This is a genomic window from Staphylococcus sp. HMSC069E10, assembly GCF_001809205.1.
In the GTDB taxonomy this organism is placed as follows: Bacteria; Bacillota; Bacilli; order Staphylococcales; family Staphylococcaceae; genus Staphylococcus; species Staphylococcus hominis.
The window spans coordinates 305,148-328,401 of record NZ_KV796477.1 but is presented as its reverse complement, the minus strand read 5'-3'; the positions used below and the strand labels follow the sequence as shown (position 1 = coordinate 328,401).

20 protein-coding genes are annotated in these 23,254 nt (G+C 30.0%); 13 read left to right on the top strand and 7 right to left on the bottom strand.

Annotated elements, in window-relative coordinates; translation table 11 throughout:
• Positions 1-88: 88 nt before the first annotated feature.
• The 11 genes from HMPREF2561_RS05525 to HMPREF2561_RS05475 all read left to right on the top strand — a co-directional run bounded on the left by HMPREF2561_RS05525 (position 89) and on the right by HMPREF2561_RS05475 (position 13,068).
• Positions 89-1,123, top strand: coding sequence for a M42 family metallopeptidase (locus HMPREF2561_RS05525; protein WP_037541014.1), 1,035 nt, complete (start codon positions 89-91; stop codon positions 1,121-1,123).
• Positions 1,124-1,610: 487 nt separating this feature from the next.
• Positions 1,611-3,020 (top strand): anthranilate synthase component I, encoded by a 1,410-nt coding sequence (locus HMPREF2561_RS05520; protein ID WP_017174686.1) that lies wholly within the window; start codon positions 1,611-1,613, stop codon positions 3,018-3,020.
• The gene (locus HMPREF2561_RS05515; RefSeq protein ID WP_017174687.1) at positions 3,017-3,646 is read left to right on the top strand and encodes an anthranilate synthase component II; all 630 of its coding nucleotides are present in this window, start codon (positions 3,017-3,019) and stop codon (positions 3,644-3,646) included. Before HMPREF2561_RS05520 ends, HMPREF2561_RS05515 begins: the two co-directional genes overlap by 4 nt.
• Complete coding sequence (trpD, locus tag HMPREF2561_RS05510) at positions 3,591-4,595, top strand: anthranilate phosphoribosyltransferase (protein WP_176719191.1); 1,005 nt, start codon at positions 3,591-3,593, stop codon at positions 4,593-4,595. The genes HMPREF2561_RS05515 and trpD overlap by 56 nt, the downstream gene beginning before the upstream one ends.
• Before the next feature lie 2 nt (positions 4,596-4,597).
• Positions 4,598-5,377, top strand: a complete 780-nt coding sequence (gene trpC / locus HMPREF2561_RS05505; RefSeq protein ID WP_017174689.1) for an indole-3-glycerol phosphate synthase TrpC — start codon at positions 4,598-4,600, stop codon at positions 5,375-5,377.
• Positions 5,374-6,033, top strand: a complete 660-nt coding sequence (locus tag HMPREF2561_RS05500; RefSeq protein ID WP_048681664.1) for a phosphoribosylanthranilate isomerase — start codon at positions 5,374-5,376, stop codon at positions 6,031-6,033. Before trpC ends, HMPREF2561_RS05500 begins: the two co-directional genes overlap by 4 nt.
• On the top strand, positions 6,005-7,219 hold the full coding sequence (gene trpB / locus HMPREF2561_RS05495; RefSeq protein ID WP_049416468.1) for a tryptophan synthase subunit beta: 1,215 nt from the start codon (positions 6,005-6,007) through the stop codon (positions 7,217-7,219). Before HMPREF2561_RS05500 ends, trpB begins: the two co-directional genes overlap by 29 nt.
• Positions 7,212-7,946 carry a tryptophan synthase subunit alpha gene (gene trpA / locus HMPREF2561_RS05490; RefSeq protein WP_049416471.1) on the top strand — a complete coding sequence of 245 codons (735 nt, stop codon included), beginning with the start codon at positions 7,212-7,214 and terminating at the stop codon, positions 7,944-7,946. The genes trpB and trpA overlap by 8 nt, the downstream gene beginning before the upstream one ends.
• Before the next feature lie 346 nt (positions 7,947-8,292).
• Positions 8,293-9,555 (top strand): aminoacyltransferase, encoded by a 1,263-nt coding sequence (locus HMPREF2561_RS05485; protein ID WP_049416474.1) that lies wholly within the window; start codon positions 8,293-8,295, stop codon positions 9,553-9,555.
• A gap of 18 nt (positions 9,556-9,573) precedes the next feature.
• Positions 9,574-10,833 (top strand): aminoacyltransferase, encoded by a 1,260-nt coding sequence (locus HMPREF2561_RS05480; RefSeq protein ID WP_017174694.1) that lies wholly within the window; start codon positions 9,574-9,576, stop codon positions 10,831-10,833.
• Between the two features lie 1,221 nt (positions 10,834-12,054).
• Entirely contained in the window at positions 12,055-13,068 is a 1,014-nt protein-coding gene (locus HMPREF2561_RS05475; protein WP_017174695.1) for a siderophore ABC transporter substrate-binding protein, read from the top strand.
• 78 nt (positions 13,069-13,146) lie between these two features.
• Here the strand turns inward: HMPREF2561_RS05475 and HMPREF2561_RS05470 are convergent, their stop codons facing one another.
• Complete coding sequence (locus tag HMPREF2561_RS05470; RefSeq protein WP_017174696.1) at positions 13,147-13,491, bottom strand: membrane protein; 345 nt, start codon at positions 13,489-13,491, stop codon at positions 13,147-13,149.
• Between the two features lie 167 nt (positions 13,492-13,658).
• Between HMPREF2561_RS05470 and pepF the strand changes: the two genes are divergently transcribed.
• Positions 13,659-15,467: an oligoendopeptidase F gene (pepF, locus tag HMPREF2561_RS05465; RefSeq protein ID WP_070468467.1), complete on the top strand. Its 1,809-nt coding sequence runs from the start codon at positions 13,659-13,661 to the stop codon at positions 15,465-15,467.
• Positions 15,468-15,566: 99 nt separating this feature from the next.
• Here the strand turns inward: pepF and phoU are convergent, their stop codons facing one another.
• The 6 genes from phoU to cvfB form a co-directional block, all read right to left on the bottom strand.
• Positions 15,567-16,217, bottom strand: a complete 651-nt coding sequence (gene phoU / locus HMPREF2561_RS05460) for a phosphate signaling complex protein PhoU (RefSeq protein WP_017174698.1) — start codon at positions 16,215-16,217, stop codon at positions 15,567-15,569.
• 6 nt (positions 16,218-16,223) lie between these two features.
• Positions 16,224-17,150, bottom strand: coding sequence for a phosphate ABC transporter ATP-binding protein PstB (pstB, locus tag HMPREF2561_RS05455; RefSeq protein WP_017174699.1), 927 nt, complete (start codon positions 17,148-17,150; stop codon positions 16,224-16,226).
• A gap of 77 nt (positions 17,151-17,227) precedes the next feature.
• Positions 17,228-18,148 (bottom strand): phosphate ABC transporter permease PstA, encoded by a 921-nt coding sequence (pstA, locus tag HMPREF2561_RS05450; protein ID WP_037541016.1) that lies wholly within the window; start codon positions 18,146-18,148, stop codon positions 17,228-17,230.
• A 1-nt stretch (position 18,149) separates the two neighbouring features.
• The gene (pstC, locus tag HMPREF2561_RS05445; protein WP_017174701.1) at positions 18,150-19,076 is read right to left on the bottom strand and encodes a phosphate ABC transporter permease subunit PstC; all 927 of its coding nucleotides are present in this window, start codon (positions 19,074-19,076) and stop codon (positions 18,150-18,152) included.
• Between the two features lie 187 nt (positions 19,077-19,263).
• A complete protein-coding gene (locus tag HMPREF2561_RS05440; protein WP_017174702.1) occupies positions 19,264-20,214 on the bottom strand; it encodes a PstS family phosphate ABC transporter substrate-binding protein in 951 nt (316 codons plus the stop codon).
• 233 nt (positions 20,215-20,447) lie between these two features.
• On the bottom strand, positions 20,448-21,344 hold the full coding sequence (gene cvfB / locus HMPREF2561_RS05435) for an RNA-binding virulence regulatory protein CvfB (protein ID WP_017174703.1): 897 nt from the start codon (positions 21,342-21,344) through the stop codon (positions 20,448-20,450).
• A gap of 148 nt (positions 21,345-21,492) precedes the next feature.
• On the opposite strand from cvfB, the gene HMPREF2561_RS05430 reads away from it, so the two are divergent.
• Positions 21,493-23,097: an ABC-F family ATP-binding cassette domain-containing protein gene (locus HMPREF2561_RS05430; protein ID WP_070468465.1), complete on the top strand. Its 1,605-nt coding sequence runs from the start codon at positions 21,493-21,495 to the stop codon at positions 23,095-23,097.
• Positions 23,098-23,254: the final 157 nt, after the last annotated feature.

Below are 23,254 nucleotides of genomic sequence, written 5' to 3'. Positions count from 1 at the left end.
TAGTCATTCATTTTAAACAATACTATTCATTAGAGTTCACTATTTATCTAGGTTAAAATATATTTAAAGTATTAAAGGGGGAAGTTGAATGGAATCAAAGATATTAGAATTAATTCAAAACTTAACTAACATTAATAGTCCTTCGGGAAATGCTTATAATGCAATAAGTTATGTAAAACAAAAAGTAGAACATTTAGGATATTCAACTCAATTAACAAATAAAGGTGCATTAATTATCACAGTTGAGGGTGAAGATAATGAACGTCAACGTTGTATTACTGCTCATGTAGATACTTTAGGTGCAATGGTAAAAGAAATTAAAGAAGATGGTCGTTTAACAATCGATCTAATTGGTGGATTTAAATATAATGCGATTGAAGGAGAATATTGTCAGATTGAAACAGACTCTGGCGAAACGTACACAGGGACAATATGTTTACATGAAACAAGTGTTCATGTATATCGCGAAAATGAAAAAATACCAAGAGATATTGAACATATGGAAGTCCGTATAGACGAAAAAACGTCTTCTAAGAAAGAGACAGAAGATTTAGGAATAGAAGTAGGTAATTTTATTAGCTTTGATCCAAGAACAGAAATAACATCATCTGGATTTATTAAATCCCGACACTTAGACGATAAAGCAAGTGTAGCAATGATATTAGATTTATTAGAAAGAATAAAAAATGAACAAATTAAATTACCACATACTATTCAATTTTATATTTCTAATAATGAGGAAATAGGATATGGAGCGAATGCATCTATTTCTAATAAAATTGTAGAATTTATTGCTTTTGATATGGGAGCACTTGGAGAGGGACAATCTTCTGACGAATATACAGTATCTATTTGTGCTAAAGATGCGTCTGGACCTTATCATAAAGAATTAAAAACACATCTAGTAAACTTATGTAAATTTAATCATATTCCGTATAAAATAGATATTTATCCTTATTATACGTCAGATGCGTCTGCAGCATTAAAAGCAGGAGCAGATATTAAACATGGATTATTTGGAGCTGGTATTGAGTCCTCTCATGCACTGGAACGAACACATATTGATTCTATACATGCCGCTCAAAACTTATTATATGCCTATTGCTTGTCATCAATAAATTGAAATAAATATTGACAAGGAAGATTTATTTATGTATTATACTGAATTATAATAATATTTTAATAATTCTGAGAATTGAGTAGAAGATATGTGATGTAGCAAATAGAAAGCTAATGGATGATGTAAATTAGCACAGCATATGTTTGAATTGGACTTAGAAGATTAAATTTAATAACAGTAAAGTGAACATGTAATGTTAATTAAGGTGGCACCACGGTAACGCGTCCTTATCTATGGAACGTAATCGTGGTGTCTTTTTGGTATAAATATAGTAATTATTAGCTAGATAATCATAGAAAGTTAGTGGTTGATGAAAACTAACATCACTAATAATGAAATTGGGTTTATACTTATAAAAAATCAAATAAAAAATAAGTGAACTTTAAATATTTTGATAATTCGAAATATTTAGTTAATTAAGGTGGTACCGCGCGTCAGCGTCCTTTTAAATAAGGATGCTGATATTTTTTTGAGAAAGGATTAAAGCTTAATGAAACTATATTATGAAATACTTAGAGCAAATATTACACCCGAAGTTTTAGGAAAGTTAAAGAAAAATAAGATTATTTTAGAAAGTACCAGTCAAAAGCAAATTAAAGGTAGATATTCTATTGTAGCATTCGAAAGCTATGGTTCTGTTGTGTTAAATAACGACTTACTAAAGATAAAAACAAAAAAACAAAATGTTGAAATTACTGAAAAGTCTTATGAATATTTAAAAGATTATATCAATCAATTTAATATTCAGATTACAGATGAAAAATTAAAACATTTACCATTTGTATCTGGCTTTATTGGTACGTGTAGTTTTGACTTAGTAAGACATGAATTTCCAATTTTAAAACAGCAATCTATACAAGAAATTAAGGATAGCAATGATATTGAATTTCACATGATAGAAGATGTATATGTATTTGATCATTATAAAGATGAATTATATGTTATTGCTACAAATCAATTTTCAGAAGTAGAACAGAAAGATTTAGAAAAAAGAGTAAAAGATAGAATAAAGGAACTATCTCAAATTAAAGCTTATACAGATGATTATATTCGTCCTCCTACGCCTTCAAATATCATACCAAATGTATCAGATGATGAATTTATAAATACTATAAAGCAATTGAAAAAGCTTATAAAAGAAGGCGATATGTTTCAAGTTGTACCATCTAGAATATATAGCTACAATCATCATTTTAAAAATAATACATTGCAATTAAGTTATCAATTATACCAAAACTTAAAAAGACGTAATCCAAGTCCATATATGTACTATATTAATATGAATACACAAATTATTATAGGCAGTTCTCCAGAGAGTTTTGTAGCTGTACAAGATGGAACGGTTATTACGAATCCAATCGCTGGAACAATTAAAAGAGGTAAAACCATAAAAGAAGATAAACAAAATGCAGAGCAATTATTGAGTGATGAAAAGGAATTAAGCGAACATCGAATGCTTGTTGATTTAGGCAGAAATGATCTACATAGAGTCAGTAGAACCGGTAGTTCAAAAATTACAAAATTAATGGAAATTGAAAAATATGAGCATGTCATGCATATTGTAAGCGAAGTAAAAGGTGAGATTAAGCAAAAATTATCTCCTATGACAGTAATTGCTAATTTATTACCTACAGGAACTGTTTCAGGAGCTCCAAAACTTAGAGCAATTAGGCGTATATATGAGACATATCCATATAAACGTGGACTATATAGTGGGGGTGTAGGCTACATTAATTGTAATCAGAATTTAGATTTTGCTTTAGCAATAAGAACAATGTTAATTGATGATACTACTGTGAAAGTCGAAGCAGGGTGTGGGGTGGTTTATGATTCAGTACCAGAAAAAGAATTAGAAGAAACATTATTAAAAGCAAAAAGTTTATTGGAGGTAACACCATGATTTTAATCATTGATAATTATGATTCATTTACATATAACTTAGTTGATATAGTAAGTCAATTAGATGATGTCATTGTTAAATATCCGGACGATAAAGATGTGCTTAACTACGTTAACCAAAGTGATGGTCTCATCATATCTCCAGGACCTGGTCATCCTTTAGATAGTAACCATCTATTGAATATTATTGAAAGGTATAAATCTTTACCGATATTAGGCGTATGTTTAGGTGCACAAGCAATAACATGCTATTACGGTGGCCGTGTTATTCAAGGCGAAAAAGTCATGCACGGTAAAGTCGATATATTAACAGTTATTCAACATACTAAATTATATAACAACTTAGCAAATCAATTTAATATAATGCGTTACCATTCATTAATAAGTGATGAAATCTCTTTTCCATCACAATTAATAATTACTGGAAGGACAAAAGATTGCATTCAATCTTATGAGACAAAAAATGGATTACATTTTGGTATTCAATATCATCCTGAGTCGTTTGCAACAGATCAAGGACAACAAATAATTAAAAATTTTATCGATATCGTAAAGGAAAGAGGTAAATATGATGACCTTAACATTACTCAACCAAATTCAAAGTCATGCAACACTCTCACAACATGAAACTACTGAATTTATTCAATATCTCATCAATCCAGAATGTCATACTCAAGATAAAGTAAAGTTATTACAAGCTTTCACAAATAAGTCGATACAACAAAAAGAATTAACTTATATAGTGAAAAGTCTTATTCATACGATGTATTCAACTCAACCTGAATACAAAGGAAGTATATGCGTTTGTGGAACAGGAGGAGATAAATCAAATAGTTTCAATATTTCAACGACAGTATCATTTGTAGTAGCAAGCGCAGATGTTCCAGTCATTAAACATGGAAATAAAAGCATTACATCTAATTCTGGAAGTACCGATTTATTACAACAATTACACATTCCTACTACGAAAGTAGCAAATGTAGCCAAACAAGTATCTAAAACACATTTAGCATTTATCAGCGCTATGGAATCTTATCCAATTATGAAATACATTCAACCTATTAGAAAACGTATTCATGAACCAACTATTTTCAATATTGTCGGACCATTAATCAATCCTTTTAAATTAGATTATCAAGTAATGGGGGTCTACGATGCTTCCCAATTACCCATGATTATTAAAACTATGAAAGATTTAGGACGACGAAGAGGCATCGTACTTCATGGAGCGAATAGAATGGATGAAGCAACGTTATCTGGGGATAACGAAATATATGAATTACATGAAGATGGGGCTATTTCACATTATGTTTTAAATGCACGAGATTATGGCATAGCTCATGCAAATAATATAGAACTTCAAGGTGGCACACCTGAAGAAAATAAAAACATTACCATTGACATATTAAGTGGAAAAGATCATTCCCCTAAAAGAAATGTCGTAGTGCTGAATGCAGCATTAGCCTTATATATATCAAATAGAGTGGATAGTATTAAAAAGGGCGTTGATTTAGCAAAATATTTAATTGATAGTGGCAAAGCTTTAAAACAATGTCAGTTGATGAAAGGGGAATAAAATTGACAATATTAGATGAGATTGTACAGTATAAAAAACAGTTACTAAACGATGGGTATTATACAGATAAAATAAAACATATTAAAAAAGTTGATGTATCTTATAAGTCAGCTCTAGAAACCACTTTGAAAAGGGAATCAACATTGAGTATTATTGCAGAAATAAAATCTAAAAGTCCTTCTGTAAAAGCATTCAAGGACATTAACTTAGAGCATCAAATTGCTAAATATGAAAATCATGGAGCAAGTGCTATTTCAATTTTAACCGATGAAAAATATTTTGGAGGAAGTTTTGAACGTCTACAAACGTTAACACAACTCACACATTTACCAGTATTATGTAAGGATTTTATCATTGATCCGCTTCAAATTGATCTTGCTAAGAGAGCCGGAGCTTCTATTATTTTATTAATAGTAAATATTTTAACCAATGATACACTTCAGTCTTTATATCATTATGCAATATCTCAAAACTTAGAAGTCTTAGTTGAAGTTCATAACAAAGAAGAGTTAGAACGCGCTTATCAAATTAAACCTAAAATCATTGGTATAAATAATAGAGATTTAAAAACATTTATTACTAAAGTAGAACATACTAATGACATTTTGGAAATGAAAAAAGAAGGTTATTACTATATTTCTGAAAGTGGTATTACAACTTTAAATGATGTAAAAAAAATTGTAAGTAGTGGCATAGACGGATTACTTGTGGGAGGAGCTTTAATGAATAGTAATAATATATCATCGTTATTACCTTCATTAAAACTAAATAAAGAGAAATGAATATACTAAAATTTTGTGGTTTTAAAACAAAAAGTGATATTTTAAAAGCCAATTCCTTAGACATAGATATGATAGGTTTTATTCATTATCCAAAAAGTAAACGTCATTTAAATATAGAACAAATTAACTATTTAAATCAATTTGTAGCAAAGCACATTCATCGAGTTATAGTTGTTGTGAATCCTACATATAAAGAATTAAATACATTGTTGCAACAAACCAATGTGAACGGCATTCAATTTCATGGTAATGAAACAATTGAATTAATCCAAAAAGTTAAATTAAATTTTAAGAATATTAAGATAATTAAAGCGTTGCCGGCTACAGAAAACTTGAATAGAGATATGAATCAATATAAGCCATGGGTAGATTTATTTATTATTGATACCCCTTCAATTCAATTTGGTGGTACTGGTCAAACGTTTAATTGGAAAATATTAGAATCAGTAAGCCAAGACATTCCTTATCTTATTGCAGGAGGAATAAATATAAGTGCTATTCAACAGATTGAAAAGCTGGATTTATCACATAAAGGCTATGATATATCCAGTGGTATAGAGACAAATGAATGCAAGGATAAATTGAAAATGGAAACAATTATAAATTACGTTAAAGGGAGCTTAGAATATGAAACAGATACAAACGGAAGCAAATGAACTAGGTTTTTTTGGTGAGTATGGAGGACAATATGTACCGGAAACATTAATGCCAGCTATCATTGAATTAAAGAGAGCGTATAAAAAAGCAAAAAATGATCCTAAATTCCAACAAAAGATAGCATATTATTTAAAGGATTATGTTGGGAGAGAAACACCCTTAACTTATGCGAAATCATATACAGAAACATTAGGTGGGGCTAAAATTTATTTAAAAAGAGAAGATTTAAATCATACTGGTGCCCACAAAATCAATAATGCCATAGGTCAAGCATTGCTCGCTAAACGAATGGGCAAAAATAAACTTGTTGCAGAAACGGGAGCTGGACAACATGGAGTTGCAAGTGCCACAGTGGCTGCATTATTTGATATGGAACTGATTGTTTTTATGGGAAGAGAAGACATCAAAAGACAACAACTTAATGTATTTAGAATGGAATTATTAGGAGCTAGAGTTGAAGCTGTGGATGAAGGTCAAGGAACTTTATCTGACGCAGTTAATAAAGCGCTACAGTATTGGGTAAGTCACGTGGAAGATACACATTATTTATTAGGATCAGCTTTAGGGCCGGATCCTTTTCCAACGATGGTTAGAGATTTTCAGAGTGTAATTGGTCAAGAAATAAAATCACAAATATTAGAGAAAGAACATCGTTTGCCAGATGCAATAGTTGCTTGTGTAGGAGGAGGCTCTAATGCAATAGGAACATTTTATCCTTTTATCGAAGATGATGTGAAATTATACGGTGTGGAGGCAGCTGGCAGAGGTAAGGATACTAATCAACATGCACTTGCGATAGGGAAAGGAAAGGCCGGTGTGCTTCATGGATCAAAAATGTATTTAATCCAAGATGAACATGGACAAATTGAATTGGCACATTCTATCTCAGCAGGATTAGATTATCCAGGTATTGGACCTGAACATTCATATTATCATGATATTGGAAGAGTAACCTATGAATGTGCTAGCGATGAAGAAGCAATGGAAGCACTTGTCCGCTTCACCAAAATAGAAGGTATTATCCCCGCTATAGAAAGTGCACATGCATTAAGCTATGTAGAAAAATTAGCACCTAAAATGAAACAAAACGATATATTAGTAGTGACAATATCTGGACGCGGAGATAAAGATATGGAAACGATTCAACAATATATACAACAGAGAAAGGAGGATAAAAATGAGTAAATTATTTATTCCTTACATCATGGGTAATAGACAATTTTTAGAAAATGTAAAATTACTTGATAAAAGTGGAGCAGATATTATAGAAATTGGTGTTCCATTTTCAGATCCTGTAGCTGATGGACCCATCATTATGAAAGCTGGTCATGAAGCACTTAAAGATCATATAACAATCGACTATATATTTGATGAGTTAGATAAACATCAAAATGAAATTAATTGTAAATGTGTTCTAATGACATACTATAATGTTATTTTAAGTTATGGAGAAAAACCCTTTTTTAAAAAATGCGATGATATTGGTGTTTATGGAGTAATTATTCCAGATTTACCATTTGAATTAATAGAGCAATTAAAACAACAATTAAATCATAATAGAGTAGTAAAAATAATTTCATTAATAGCAATGACGACAGATATAAATCGTATACAAAATATAGCAAAACATGCCGAAGGATTTATCTATACTGTAACGATGAATGCTACTACTGGAGAAGATGGAACGTTTCATCCAAAGCTTAAAGACCAGATAAAAATGATTAAATCTTTTACATCTCTCCCAGTTGTAGCAGGATTTGGAATAAGAACTACAGACCATATAAAAGATTTGGTAAAAGATGTAGATGGTGTTGTTATTGGAAGTGAAATCGTTCGAAGATTTCAAAATGATGACTTAAGTCAAATAGGAGAATACTTAAGGGAGATTAGACAAACTTTAGATAATGGTTAGCATAGTATAAAATAAAAATTATTTAGAGTATTCATAGCATGAAATACTTAAGAATTAGTAGCAATGTAGTATTAATTGATTTAAAATGAAATTAGATATGAATTTAAGAGCTGAAAAAGAATGATTTTCAGCTCTTATTATTTGGAGAAGATAGAAGAAGCCAAGAATTTAAGAGCATTTAGGTTAATTGGAAGTATATACAGGTTTATATTTTAGTTTTAACCTTATCTAGTGTATACTTATTGAGATTAGACCGATGCGTATTCACAACATATACATAAGCTAAAATTTTAAAATTAGTCAACTCAAATTAAATAAAGATTCTAAATTAGGAGTTATAGAGATAATGAAGTTTACAAATTTAACAGCTACAGAATTTGGCGATTTTACTGAAAAAATGCCATATAGCCATTTTACACAAATGACTGAAAATTATGAGTTAAAAGTTGCCGAGAAAACTGAAACTCATTTAGTAGGAATTAAAAATAAAGATAATGAAGTCATTGCTGCTTGTATGCTAACTGCTGTACCCGTTATGAAAATTTTTAAATATTTTTATTCAAATCGTGGTCCAGTCATTGATTATGAAAACAAAGAGCTCGTTCACTTTTTCTTTAACGAATTAAGTAAATATTTAAAACAGCAACGTTGTTTATACGTACGTATAGACCCTTATTTGCCTTATCAATATCGTAATCATGATGGTGATATTACAGGGAATGCTGGGAATGATTGGTTCTTTGATAAAATGAAGCAATTAGGATATCAACACGAAGGGTTTACAACAGGATTTGATCCAATATTACAAATTCGGTTCCATTCAGTTTTAAATTTAAAGGATAAAACTGCTAAAGATGTATTAAATGGAATGGATAGTTTACGAAAAAGAAATACTAAAAAAGTCCAAAAAAATGGTGTTAAAGTAAGATTTCTTACTAAAGAAGAATTACCTATTTTCAGATCATTTATGGAAGATACATCAGAGACTAAAGAATTTTCTGATAGAGAGGATAGTTTCTACTATAATCGATTTGATCATTTTAAAGATAGAGTATTAGTACCTCTCGCATATATAAAATTTGATGAATATCTTGAAGAACTTCATGTAGAACGTCAGACATTAAATAAAGACTTAAACAAAGCTCTAAAAGATATTGAAAAACGACCAGATAACAAAAAAGCACAAAATAAAAAAATAAATTTAGAACAGCAATTAAAAGCAAATGAGCAAAAAATTGATGAAGCAACACAACTTCAATTAGAACACGGTAACGAATTACCAATATCTGCTGGATTCTTCTTTATTAATCCATTTGAAGTTGTATATTATGCAGGTGGAACGTCAAATAAATATAGACACTTCGCTGGAAGTTATGCAGTTCAATGGACTATGATTAATTATGCAATTGATCATGGCATTGACCGTTATAATTTTTATGGGATTAGTGGTCATTTTACAGATGATGCTGAAGATGCAGGTGTTGTGAAATTTAAAAAGGGATTTAATGCAGATGTAATTGAATATGTTGGTGATTTCGTTAAACCTATAAATAAACCAATGTATTCACTATATACAATACTTAAAAAAATTAAAAAAAGATTGAATTAAGAGGGGAATAGTGCGAATATGAAATTTACAGAGTTAACAGTTAAAGAATATGAAACCTTCGTACAAAATCCATCATTAGAGAGTCATTACTTCCAAGTTACTGAAAATATAAAAACTAGAGAAAATGACGGATTTGAAGTTGTGTTATTAGGTGTAAAAGATGAAAGTAATAAAGTGATTGCTGCAAGTCTTTTCTCAAAAATTCCAACTATGGGAAGTTATGTATACTATTCAAATCGTGGACCAGTGATGGATTATTCCGATTTAGGTCTTGTTGATTTTTACCTACGAGAATTAGAAAAATACCTACACCAACATCAATGTTTATATGTAAAACTTGATCCATATTGGATTTATCAAATTTATGATAAAGATATCAATTCGGTAGAAGGTCACGAAAAAAATGATGCTTTAGTTAATTTATTTAAATCACATGGTTACGAACATCATGGTTTCACTACGAAATATGATCGCTCTAGTCAAGTGAGATGGATGGGCGTAAATTATCTAAAAGGTGAAACACCTGCATCATTGAAAAAGCAGTTTGATAGTCAACGTAAAAGAAATATAAATAAAGCGATAAACTATGGAGTAAAAGTAAGATTTCTTAAAAGAGATGAACTAAATATTTTCTTAGACTTGTATCGTGAAACAGAAGCACGTACTGGTTTTGTATCAAAAACAGATGAATATTTTTATAATTTTATAGATACATACGGCGATAAAGCATTAGTGCCATTAGCATATATTGATTTAGATGACTATATTAAATCATTGCAAACCTCTTTAAATGATAAAGAAACGCGTCGTGATCAAATGATGTCTAAAGAAAATAAAAGTGACAAACAGCTGAAAAAAATTGCTGAATTAGATAAACAAATAGAACACGACCAAAAAGAACTCTTACATGCAAGTGAATTACGTCAAACTGATGGACAAATTTTAAACTTAGCTTCTGGAGTATACTTTGCAAATGCTTATGAAGTAAATTATTTCTCAGGTGGCTCATCAGAAAAATACAATAATTATATGGGACCATATATGATGCATTGGTTCATGATGAATTATTGCTTTGATCATGGATATGATCGATATAATTTTTATGGTTTATCTGGTGATTTTACTGAAAATAGTGAAGATTATGGTGTTTATCGCTTTAAAAGAGGGTTTAATGTGTATATCGAGGAGTTAATTGGGGATTTCTATAAACCAATTAATAAACCTAAATATTGGCTATTTAAAACATTGAATCGTATACGTAAGAAGATTAAAAAATAACAATTAGAATAAAAAGCATATTGGCAATCTTGCCAGTATGCTTTTTTATAATTAGTGATAGAGACTAATTATAAATAGTGTAGGTAAATTCTAAGTTGTAAATACAAGTTGCATCCTACAAATTAATAATAGCATATCAATTATTTTTATCAATGATACACCAAAAGAAATTTATTTTTAATATTTTATAATAAATGAAATTTATAGTGTTTTATAATTTGAATAATAAATACATAGTTATGATATCATTAAATAACTAATCTAATTGGAATCATTCCGCTTTAGATTGTTTTGAGAAATAATTAAGAACGATTGTATAAATCGTAATGCCAATATCCATGATTCAATACTTTAGATAATGATTACCGAACTGTAGAAAAAATAACTTTAAATAAATACTACTAAAATTAGAATGCATGGGTATATGTAAACGAGTTAAGGTATATATTAAAACTTTAAATATGTTAAAAAGCTTAAATTGAAGATATTCATATAAAATACAGATTTCGACAATTTAGTTTACATAATATATATTATAGGAAGTTGTATATATAACGATCAGGGGACCTATTCTATTTTAATGACACTTCAATGATATATTTTAGTTATCATTCTTTGGTTAACATTGATCTATCTAAAATGATTGACTTAGTTATAATTTGTTATGATAAAAATCAACTACATTATATGTATTATATATAATGTAGAAAATACTAATATGAATTTAGTGTTCGATATTTGTGACATAATTTATTTTGATAATTAATATAGTAATGAATCAATTATTGAATGCTTAGCTAGTTTACATAATGCAAGATACCATATGAATTTGCAGATAAATAATTTATATCTTTTGTTCTACCTTATCAATTTAAAGATTATCGGTGATATTGGAACCATTATTTCTAATAACAATTATTTCAAAGAAAGACTTTAATATCATAAAAAGTGATCCATTCTTATAAGTTTGACTATCGTCTCGTCTATTAAGACGATTTTACTAAATATACCTTTCCAGTATTATGAGCAACATACCCCTTTTAAAATCATCAAATAAGTCAATAAGGCTACTTATTTTAAGTCTAATATACATGTTAAAGAAATCACCAACAATATAAAAGGAATATGTAATATTTTAGGTAAAATAAGATAATAAAATGTAAATATTTAATTGATAATAATTATCATTTTCTATTATAATACTTTCTAGGAGGTTAGAAAATGCAAAAATCATTTAAATATATTCTATTAATTTTATCAGTTATTTTAATCTTATCAGCATGTGATAAGCAATCGGATTCAAATTCTTCATCTAGTAAAGATACCATTACAGTAAAAAATACATATGAATTTAAGGATAAGAATCATACACATAGTAGAGGCAAAAATAAAACAGAAACAGTTAAAGTACCAGTTAATCCGAAACGTGTAGCAGTACTAGATTATGGCGCGTTAGATATTATGCAGCAAATGGGACTTCAAGACAAAATAGTTTCTATTGCTAAAGGACAAGGTGCTTCATTTTTGCCTTCTTCCCTTTCGGAATTTAAAAACAGTAAATATACAAATCTAGGCAATCCAGGAAGACCTAATTATGATGAATTAGCTAAATCAAAACCTAATGTTATCTTTGCTTCATTTAGACAAGCACATACGAAAACAATAGATGAAATGAAAAAAGCGGCGCCTAATGCTAAGATTTTATTTGTTAGTCCCGATAATGATAATTATATTTCATCAATTAAAGAACATACGACATTGTTTGGTAAAATTTTCAAAAAAGAAGAAAAAGCAAAAGCACTTAATCATAAATTAAGTGAAGAAGTGAAAGAGGCTAAAAAAGTAATTAATAAAGATACCGTATTACTTTTAAATGTTGATGATAAAGGCATTAGTGCCTTCGGACCAACTGGTAGATTTGGAGGCTTCTTAAATAAAGATTTAGGAATTAACCACGCTGATCCTAAAATGAAAGCAAATTCAGCTGGTAATATAGTTACTAATGAGTATTTAAATAAAATTAATCCTGATAAATTGTTTGTAATTAATCGAACTAAAAATGCGGATGACAAAACGTTACCTTCTGCTTTGAATAATCAAGTGATAAAAGATATGAAAGCAATAAAAAATCACCAAGTCTATCAATTTGAAGCTAATGCTTGGTATTTTAGTGAAGGTGGCATTGAAACAACTATTCATCAATTAAACAAAATTGAAAAAGCCTTTAAAAAATAATCCTTTTATACACTATTAAAAATATAAATGGGAGTGGGATAACGAATTCAAAATGAATTCTATCCTACTCCCTTATATTTATCTTCTATCACGACGACGATACATGTACTCGTCGTTATCATATTTTTTCATCTCTTTTTCCAATTGCTTTTCTTTACGTTCTCGGCGCCATCCTCTTGTAAAATACCATAAAAGGAAACTAATCATTAAACTGATAATGGCAAGAAAAGCGGCATAGCCTAATAAAGGCTGGAACGTTATATTATAAAAATTAGGAATAAAGAAAGCTAATACTGCTAAAACAACGAAGGTAATTACTGCTGCTGAAAACCATTTTTTCAGTACCAATGTACAAAAGACAGTTAATACCATCATTGCTAGGATTGTGATCCAAAGATAATTTGGCATATCAAATATCGTCATAAAAAACGCCTCAACTTTTATATTTTATAATATGTAATATACAATACTTTTATAAATAATTATACCTTCTTAATTATTAAAATGACTCAGACTAAAGGCTTAAAACTGAGTTTACAAATAATATTATGTATAATATATATGAGAATAACTATTTAGGAGTGAATAAAATGAACACAGGCTTACCACTCAGAAAACATGTTCCAGATAATGAAAAATGGAATTTAGAAGATTTATTTACGAATGATGAAGCATTTTATAATACTTTAAATGATGTATTAGAGAAATCCGCTCAATTTAATCAAAAATATAAAAATAATTTATCAGAAACTAAAATTATTCTAGATGCACTTAAAGAATATGAAGACTTACTTATACAATTTGATCGATTAGGTAATTATGCTGAACTTAGATTAAGTGTTGATACTACAAATGAATTAGCGCAAACATTAAATGCCAAACTATCAACATCTTATGGTAAGATATCTAGTTTATTATCATTTGTTGAATCTGAAATAATGATACTCTCTGATGATAAATTAAAAGAGCTAAAAGAGCAGTTCAATAGTCCTCATTATCTAGAAAAATTAATAAAACGTAAACCTTATCAATTATCTTCAGAAGTTGAAGAAGTGCTTGCCAGTTTGTCGCCTACTTTTCAAAGTGCTTATGAACTCTATGGAGCAACTAAAATGCTTGATATTGCGTTTGAATCGTTTGAACATAATCATGAAATGTATCCTTTAGATTATGCAACTTTTGAAAATGAGTATGAAGACAGTTCAGATCCAGAGTTTAGACGTAAAAGTTTCGAAGCTTTTAGTAATGCATTGCGTAAATATCAACACACAACAGCTGCAACATATAATCAACATGTACAACAAGAAAAAATTGAGGCTAATTTAAGAGGCTATGATTCTGTTATAGATTATTTACTACAAGAACAAGAAGTTACACGTGAAATGTATGATAGACAAATTGATGTCATCATGAGTGATTTAGCACCTGTGATGCAAAAATATGCTAAAATACTGCAAAGAATTCATAACTTAGATAAAATGCGATTTGAAGATTTAAAAATATCAGTTGATCCTAGTTATGAACCAGATATTTCAATAGAAGACTCAAAACAATATATTCACGGTGCTTTAGGTGTTTTAGGCGATGACTATATTAAAATGGTTGATAATGCTTATAATCATCAATGGATTGATTTTGCTCAAAATAAAGGTAAAGATACTGGTGCGTATTGTGCTAGCCCTTATTTTACGCATTCATATGTATTTATTTCATGGACAGGTAAAATGGCAGAAACTTTCGTATTAGCGCATGAATTGGGTCACGCTGGTCATTTTACATTGTCACAAAAACATCAACATTTATTAGATTCAGAAGCATCTATGTATTTTGTAGAAGCACCTTCTACAATGAATGAAATGCTGATGGCAAACTACTTATTTAGTAATAGTAATGATGCACGGTTTAAACGATGGGTGATTGGCTCAATTATATCTCGCACATATTATCATAATATGGTCACGCATTTACTGGAAGCAGCATATCAAAGAGAAGTATACAAAAAAGTTGATAACGGTGAATCTTTAATAGCACCCGTTCTTAATAAGTTAATGAGAAACGTTTATGAACAATTCTTTGGTGATGCGGTTGAACTTACTGATGGAATGGAATTAACGTGGATGAGACAACCACATTATTATATGGGATTATATTCATATACGTATTCAGCTGGATTAACTATTGGCACAGTGGTCTCTCAAAAAATTAAAAAAGAAGGACAAAAAGCAGTCGATGCATGGTTAGAAACGTTAAAAGCTGGAGGAAGTAAAAATCCAGTTGAACTTGCAAAAGTAGCAGGAGTTGATATAACAACAAATGCCCCACTTAAATCTACTATTGCGTATATTTCAGAATTAGTAGATGAAGTAGAAACACTTACAAATGAAATTGAACATAATTAATATATTATAAAGGAGTGAGACACGATTCAAAATGAATCGTGTCTCACTCCTTTACTTTGATTTTTTTAGTTTGAATAAAACTATCAACTATAAAGTAGTTTAACGATCATATTTATCAAAATGTTCACCAGTAAAGTAATAATAAATACTTTCTGCTATATTTCTTACATGATCCCCTACTCTTTCTAAGTTACGTGCAGCTAAATGCGCTTGACCAGCTACAAATGGATCATTATCAATTAGATAAGTTGTGTTAACAATATTCACGTATAAATCATCAATATCTTTATCACGTTCGATAATTTCTTTAATCAATGTTAAATCTTCACTTTTAACAGCAGTATTTAAGTCTTCTAACATTAATAATGCAAGTTTACCCATTGTTTTTAAACGTGTTAAGACATAATGATCTGTAATTTTTACTCTTAGTCGAATATGAGCGATATTTGCAGCATTATCCCCCATTCTTTCAAAATCAGTAGAAATTTTTAAAGCTGCCATCATCATTCTTAAATCAGTAGCAATTGGTTGTTGTTTCGTAATTAACATGATTACTTGTTCGTTAATGTCATAATCAAATTTGTTAATTTCTTTATCTTTTTCAATGACGTGTCTAGCAAAGTTTCTATCATCTTCACTTAATGATTCAATAGCATTGTTAACATTTGAATAAACACGAAGACCAAGACGACGAAGTTCTTTAATTAAATCGTCCAATTGGCCTTCATATTTTTGTCTAATAATTTTCATTAAGCATTAACCAAAACGACCAGAAATATAATCTTCTGTTTGTTTGTCTGAAGGATTAGAGAAGATTTTATCAGTATCGTCATATTCATTTACATAACCATTAAGGAAGAATGCTGTTTTATCAGAAACACGTGCAGCTTGTTGCATGTTGTGTGTAACCATAATGATAGAATAATTTTCTTTTAATTCTTGAACCAGTTCTTCAACTCTTAAAGTAGAGATAGGATCTAATGCTGATGTAGGTTCATCCATTAAAATAACATCTGGTTCAATTGCTAAACATCTAGCAATACAAACACGTTGTTGTTGTCCCCCAGATAATCCATACGCATTTGTATGTAATCTGTCTTTTAATTCATCCCAAATTGCAGCACCACGTAATGACTTTTCAACAATTTCATCAAGTAATTTTTTATCTTTAATACCATGGATTTTTGGACCATAAGTAATATTATCATAAATTGATTTAGGAAATGGATTTGGTTGTTGGAATACCATTCCTACATTCGTTCTTAATTTTTCTTTTGAATAGTTGTTATCAAAAATATTTTGTTCTCTGTATAAAATTTTACCAGCAGTTTTAACTGATGGTACTAATTCAACCATACGATTTAATGTTTTAATATACGTTGATTTACCACAACCAGAAGGACCGATAATAGCAGTGACATTATTTTCTAAGATATCTAAATTGATGTTTTGTAAAGCATGATTTTCACCATACCATAAATCTAAATTTTGAGTTGAATAAACTACTTTTCTTTCACTGTCAGGTTTAATATTTTTTTTATTTTCGCTATTAGTTGTTACAATTGTTGTCTTTTGAGACTGATTGTCGTTTGTTGGATGAGTGTGATTTGAGTGTTGATCAACAACATCATTTGTATGTTGTTCAATGTTCTTTTTCTTTTCATCTACGTTGATTTTTGCCATATATAAAACTCCTTTTATTTTAAGAGAGAAAGCAGAAATCTTTCTCTCTATCCCAAATAACTTTAATAATAAAATGCTTAATATTTTCTAGAAAATTTATTACGTAAGAAAATTGCTAAACCGTTCATTAATAATAAGATAACAAGTAATACGATAATACCTGCTGAAGCCACGTTTTGGAATTCAGCTTGTGGCATTTTAGCCCAAGTATAAATTTGAGTTGGTAAAGCAGTAAACATTGAGAATAAACCAGATGGTACTGCTAAGAAAATAGTTGGAATACCGATTAAGATTAATGGTGCTGTTTCACCTAATGCACGTGAAAGTGATAAAATAAATCCCGTTAAAATACCAGGTAAAGCAGCGGGTAAAACCACTTTTCTAATTGTTTGCCATTTATTTCCACCTAGACCATAAGATGCTTCTCTTACAGAATTAGGTACGGCACGAATCGCTTCCTGGCTTGAAACGATAATAATCGGTAAGATAAGTAATGACATTGTTAAAGCAGCAGCGATAACAGTATTTCCTAAAGATAATGATTCAATACCAGCGCCACGTACAAATAATGTTAATCCTAATAAACCAAATACAATTGAAGGCACACCAGCTAAGTTAGAAATACAAATTTTAACGAAACTTGTAAACATATTATCGCGTGCGTATTCTTCAAGATAAATTGCTGTACCAACACCTAAGATAATAGAGATTGGGATGATAGTAATCATTAACCATAATGTACCAGCTAATGCGCCTTTAATCCCAGCTTGTGATGGTGTTGAAGATGAGAAACTTGTAAAGAATTCAGGTGTTAAATGTCCTACACCTTTTACAAGTGTTTGAATCAGTAATGCGGCAAGAACGATTAAAGCAAATACAATACATGCAAAGAATAGCCATTTATTAAGACTATTTTTTTTATCGCGACTAGATAGGTTTTTTTCGACTTTACTTTTGTCAACTAAACCTTTAGCTCTTGGATCAGTCGTTGCTGTCATATTAATACTCCTCTCTATAACGCTTAGAAATCCAGTATGAAATTAAGTTCATAATTAATGTGAAAATGAATAATGTGAAGCCAACTGCATAAATACTATAGTAAATATCTGAACCGAATGTCGCATCACCTGTAGCAATTTCAACAATATAACCTGTCATTGTTTGAATAGAACTTGTTAATGTTAAAGATGATGTCGGTGAACTACCTGCAGCTAATGATACGATCATTGTTTCACCAATAGCACGAGAAATACCAAGTACAATTGAAGCAATTACACCAGAAGCGGCAGCTGGTAATACGACTTTAGTTGCAACTTCAAATTTAGTTGAACCTAAACCAAAAGCACCTTCACGCATTTTATTAGGTACAGAAGCCATTGCATCTTCACTCATACTTGTAATAATTGGAACAATCATTATTCCAACCACGATACCAGGACTGATAGAGTTAAAACTATCGAGTTGAGGTATAAATGTTCTTAATAAAGGTGTTACAAAAGTTAAAGCAAAGAAACCGAATACGATAGTTGGAATGCCAGCTAAGATTTCAAGAATAGGTTTAATAATACGTCTTGCTTTATCGCTTGCATATTCACTTAAGTAGATTGCAGCGCCTAATCCGATAGGAACAGCTACTAAAGTACCAATGAAAGTAATTTTTAAAGTACCAAGAATTAATGCCCAAATACCATATTTAGGGTCAGAACTTGTAGGATTCCAATCTTTAGTAAAAAGAAACTCAGTAATTGAAACACGTGTAAAGAATGTGATTGTTTCAGTGATTAATGTAAATAATATACCGATAGTTGTTAAAATAGAGATGGCAGCAATAATTCCTAAAATAATTGGCACGATTTTATCAGAAAATCCACCTTTTTTAGCGTTATTTTTAGCTATCATCTCTCTAACATTAGTGTTAGAAGCCATATATAACCCTCTCTTTTTATTTCTCCCAATAGATTTTAAAAAAAGAGCAGGAAATTATCAGGTAACGAATGAGTTCAAATTAATTTAAAACACTTTAACAATCACCCATGTATATATCCTGAACAACTCATGTAAATGAATGTTACATGAGTTGTTAATTCCCAGCCCTTTATATTAATAATGATTATTATTTGTCAGAATCTTTTTTGTATTTATCTAATTCTTTAATTTCATCTTTATAAACTTTGCTTGGTGAAGCAACGTATCCAGCATCTTCAGCTGATTTACCTTTGTCATCTAAAGTGAATTTCAAGAATTCTCTCATAACATCATTATCTTCTAATGATTTTTCTTTAACATATAAGAATAATGGTCTACTTAAAGGATAAGAACCATCTTGGATAGTCTTTTTAGTAGGTTCTACAGATTTACCATCGTCACCTTTAATTTTAACTTCTTTTAATTTATCTTTATTTTGTTTATAGAAGTTATAACCGAAGTAACCAATACTTTCTTTGTTTTTCTCAACTGATTGAACGATAACGTTAGTATCTCCATTTTTTTGAGCTTTGATATCTTGTTTATCCATAACTTCTTCTTCCCAGAAGTCATAAGTACCATGACTTGAGTTTGGAGAGAAAGCTTTGATTTCTTTGTTAGGCCAGCTAGAATCTACATCTTTCCAAGTTTTAGCTTCGCCACTGTAGATTTTTTTCAATTGATCTTTAGATAATTCTTTTACAAAGTCATTATCTTTATTAACAGCAACAGTTACACCATCTTGTGCAATTTTAAATTCTTTATATTTAATGTTTTTGTCTTCTAATTTTTGTTTTTCTTCATCTTTGATAGGTCTAGAAGCTTGTGAGAAGTCAGTTTCACCAGCGATGAATTTTTCAAAACCAGCACCAGTACCTGCTTGACCAGATGAAATAGTTGCGCTTGGATGATCTTTAGACCATTTTTCATTTAATTTTTCAACGATTGGAGCAACAGTAGATGAACCTTCACCTTTTGCAGAACCTTTAAGGTCTTTTCCATCTCCTGAACCACTGCCGCCACTATTTCCACCGCCACATGCGCCTAAAAGAACAGTAGCACCTAAAACAGTTGTACCAACTAATTGCCATTTCTTCATTAAAACATCCTCCTAATTATAGATAACCCAAAATGTTATATGTATTTCTTACAATGCTTATATTACATACCTTTTGTTAATATAAAATAGAGTAATTGTAAATATTTTGTTAATTTATAAAAAACTTATGTTTTATATAAATAAAATCCATAAAAAAACCACTGAAAGTGTGACCTTTCAATGGTTTTAAACTATCTATATAATATGGAAGAAACTCGATTTTCATGAACTCATTATTCTTGAATAAGACTTTTACCTTTTTTAGTTAATGTGATTTTTCCAGTTTCAATATTTATAATTTTTCTTTTATATAAATGACCAATTGCACGTTTAAATGAACCTTTACTCATGTTAAATACTTCTTTAATTGCTTCCGGACTTGATTTATCCCAAAATGGAAGTTCTCCATCATACTCTACTAACAAATCAAAGATAACTTGACCATCCTCATCTAAACGTTCATGTGCGAGGGGTAAGAATGAACCGTTCAATTCACCTTTTTCATTATGTCCGATAATACGTACTTCTACAGCTTCGCCTAATCTTGGCTCATGTTTACGTTCAGACTCATGTACAAACACTTTGTAACCATCCTCAGTTAATAAAAAAGTCCCGATACGTAATAAACGATATGGTCTTGCTTTTAATACTTGATTTTGCATATCATCATTAGATACAGGTGTAAACATTTTTTCCACAATTGTTTCACTAGCTAAACGTGCGAACATTTGATGATTTCTATCGATTCTTAATGTGACTAATACATAATCTCCTGATTGAGGCCATAACGATTTAACTTTAGGTAAATCTTCCCATGGAATAAGCACCTCTCTTGGTAAACCAACATCTACTCTTGCACCATCTCTATCTGTTTTTAATACTTTTGCAAAATCATATTTATCTTTTGTAATGTCAGGCATATTTTGAGTAGCAAATAATTCACCTGAACGGTTTGGATAAATGAAGAAACTGTATTCTTCTCCAATTTCGAATTCATCTTCCTCATTGATTTCTGACTGATTTAACTTCACTTGTTCACCATTTGGACCTTTTAATAAATAAGTAGAGCCTTCCAATCCAAGAACTTCTAGAAATTCAATTGAACCAACGATATCTTTGTCTAATGCCATAGTTGTCTCCTTTAAGCAGTTTATTTCTAAGTATTATAACATGAGTTTTATAAAGTATCATTGGCATAAATGATATAAGGTCGAATATAGGAACATTATATGATATAATTTTTTGCGTTAGATAAACGATGAATAAAGGAGTAAATGAATGTTACAAGTTACGGATGTAAGTTTACGTTTTGGTGATCGTAAACTATTTGAAGATGTAAATATTAAATTTACTGAAGGTAATTGTTATGGACTTATCGGTGCGAATGGTGCAGGTAAATCTACTTTCTTAAAAATCTTATCTGGAGAAATTGATTCACAAACGGGTCATGTTTCTCTTGGAAAAGATGAACGTTTAGCAGTATTAAAACAAGATCACTTTGCTTATGAAGATGAACGTGTATTAGATGTAGTTATAAAAGGACATGAACGTCTATTTGAAGTGATGAAAGAAAAAGACGAAATTTATATGAAACCTGACTTCAGTGATGAAGATGGCATTCGTGCAGCTGAATTAGAAGGTGAATTTGCTGAAATGAATGGATGGAATGCCGAAGTAGATGCAGCTTCCCTACTATCAGGACTTGGTATTACCCCAGATTTACATGATAAGCAAATGTCAGAGTTAGAAAATAATCAAAAAGTAAAAGTATTATTGGCACAAAGTTTATTTGGAGATCCAGATGTTTTATTACTCGATGAGCCTACCAATGGTCTTGATATTCCTGCCATTAGTTGGTTAGAAGATTTCTTAATTAACTTTGAAAATACTGTCATTGTAGTATCTCATGATCGTCATTTCTTAAATAATGTATGTACACATATTGCAGATTTAGATTTTGGTAAAATCAAAGTCTATGTTGGTAACTATGATTTTTGGTATCAATCAAGTCAACTTGCTCAAAAAATGGCTCAAGAACAAAACAAGAAAAAAGAAGAAAAAATCAAAGAATTACAAGACTTCATTGCTCGTTTCTCTGCGAATGCGTCAAAATCAAAACAAGCAACAAGTCGTAAGAAGCAATTAGAAAAAATTGAACTTGATGATATTCAACCATCTTCAAGACGTTATCCTTATGTGAAATTCACCCCAGAAAGAGAAATTGGTAATGATTTATTAGTAGTTGATGGTATCTCAAAAACAATTGAGGGTGAAAAAGTTTTAGATAATATTTCATTCACTATGAATCCAAATGATAAAGCTATTTTAATTGGCGATAGTGAAATTGCTAAAACTACCCTATTAAAAATACTTGCTGGTGAAATGGAACCAGATGAAGGTTCATTTAAATGGGGAGTGACAACTTCATTAAGCTATTTCCCTAAAGATAATTCTGATTTCTTCGAAGGCGTAGATATGAATTTAGTTGAATGGTTACGTCAATATGCTCCTGAAGATGAACAAACTGAAACATTTTTACGCGGTTTCTTAGGACGTATGCTATTTAGCGGTGAAGAAGTTAAGAAAAAAGCAAGTGTATTATCAGGTGGAGAGAAAGTACGTTGTATGTTAAGTAAAATGATGCTTTCAAGTGCCAATGTTTTACTACTTGATGAGCCAACGAACCATCTTGATTTAGAAAGCATTACAGCTGTTAACGATGGATTAGCTTCATTCAAAGGATCAATTATCTTTACTTCATATGACTTTGAATTTATTAACACAATCGCTAATCGCGTGATTGATTTAAACCAACCAGGTAGTTTATCTAAAGAATTGCCATATGAAGAATATCTAAAAGAAATTGGTGTGTTACAAAATTAAAATAATAGGATTTTAATAAAGCATCTTCTATTTTTAAAATTTAAACTATGCATAACACTGTCGCTAAATAACGAACTTTAGCGACAGTTTTTTTTATAAAATACTATTATTTTCGAATTATTGTTATTATTTATACAAATTACTTATTATTACTATC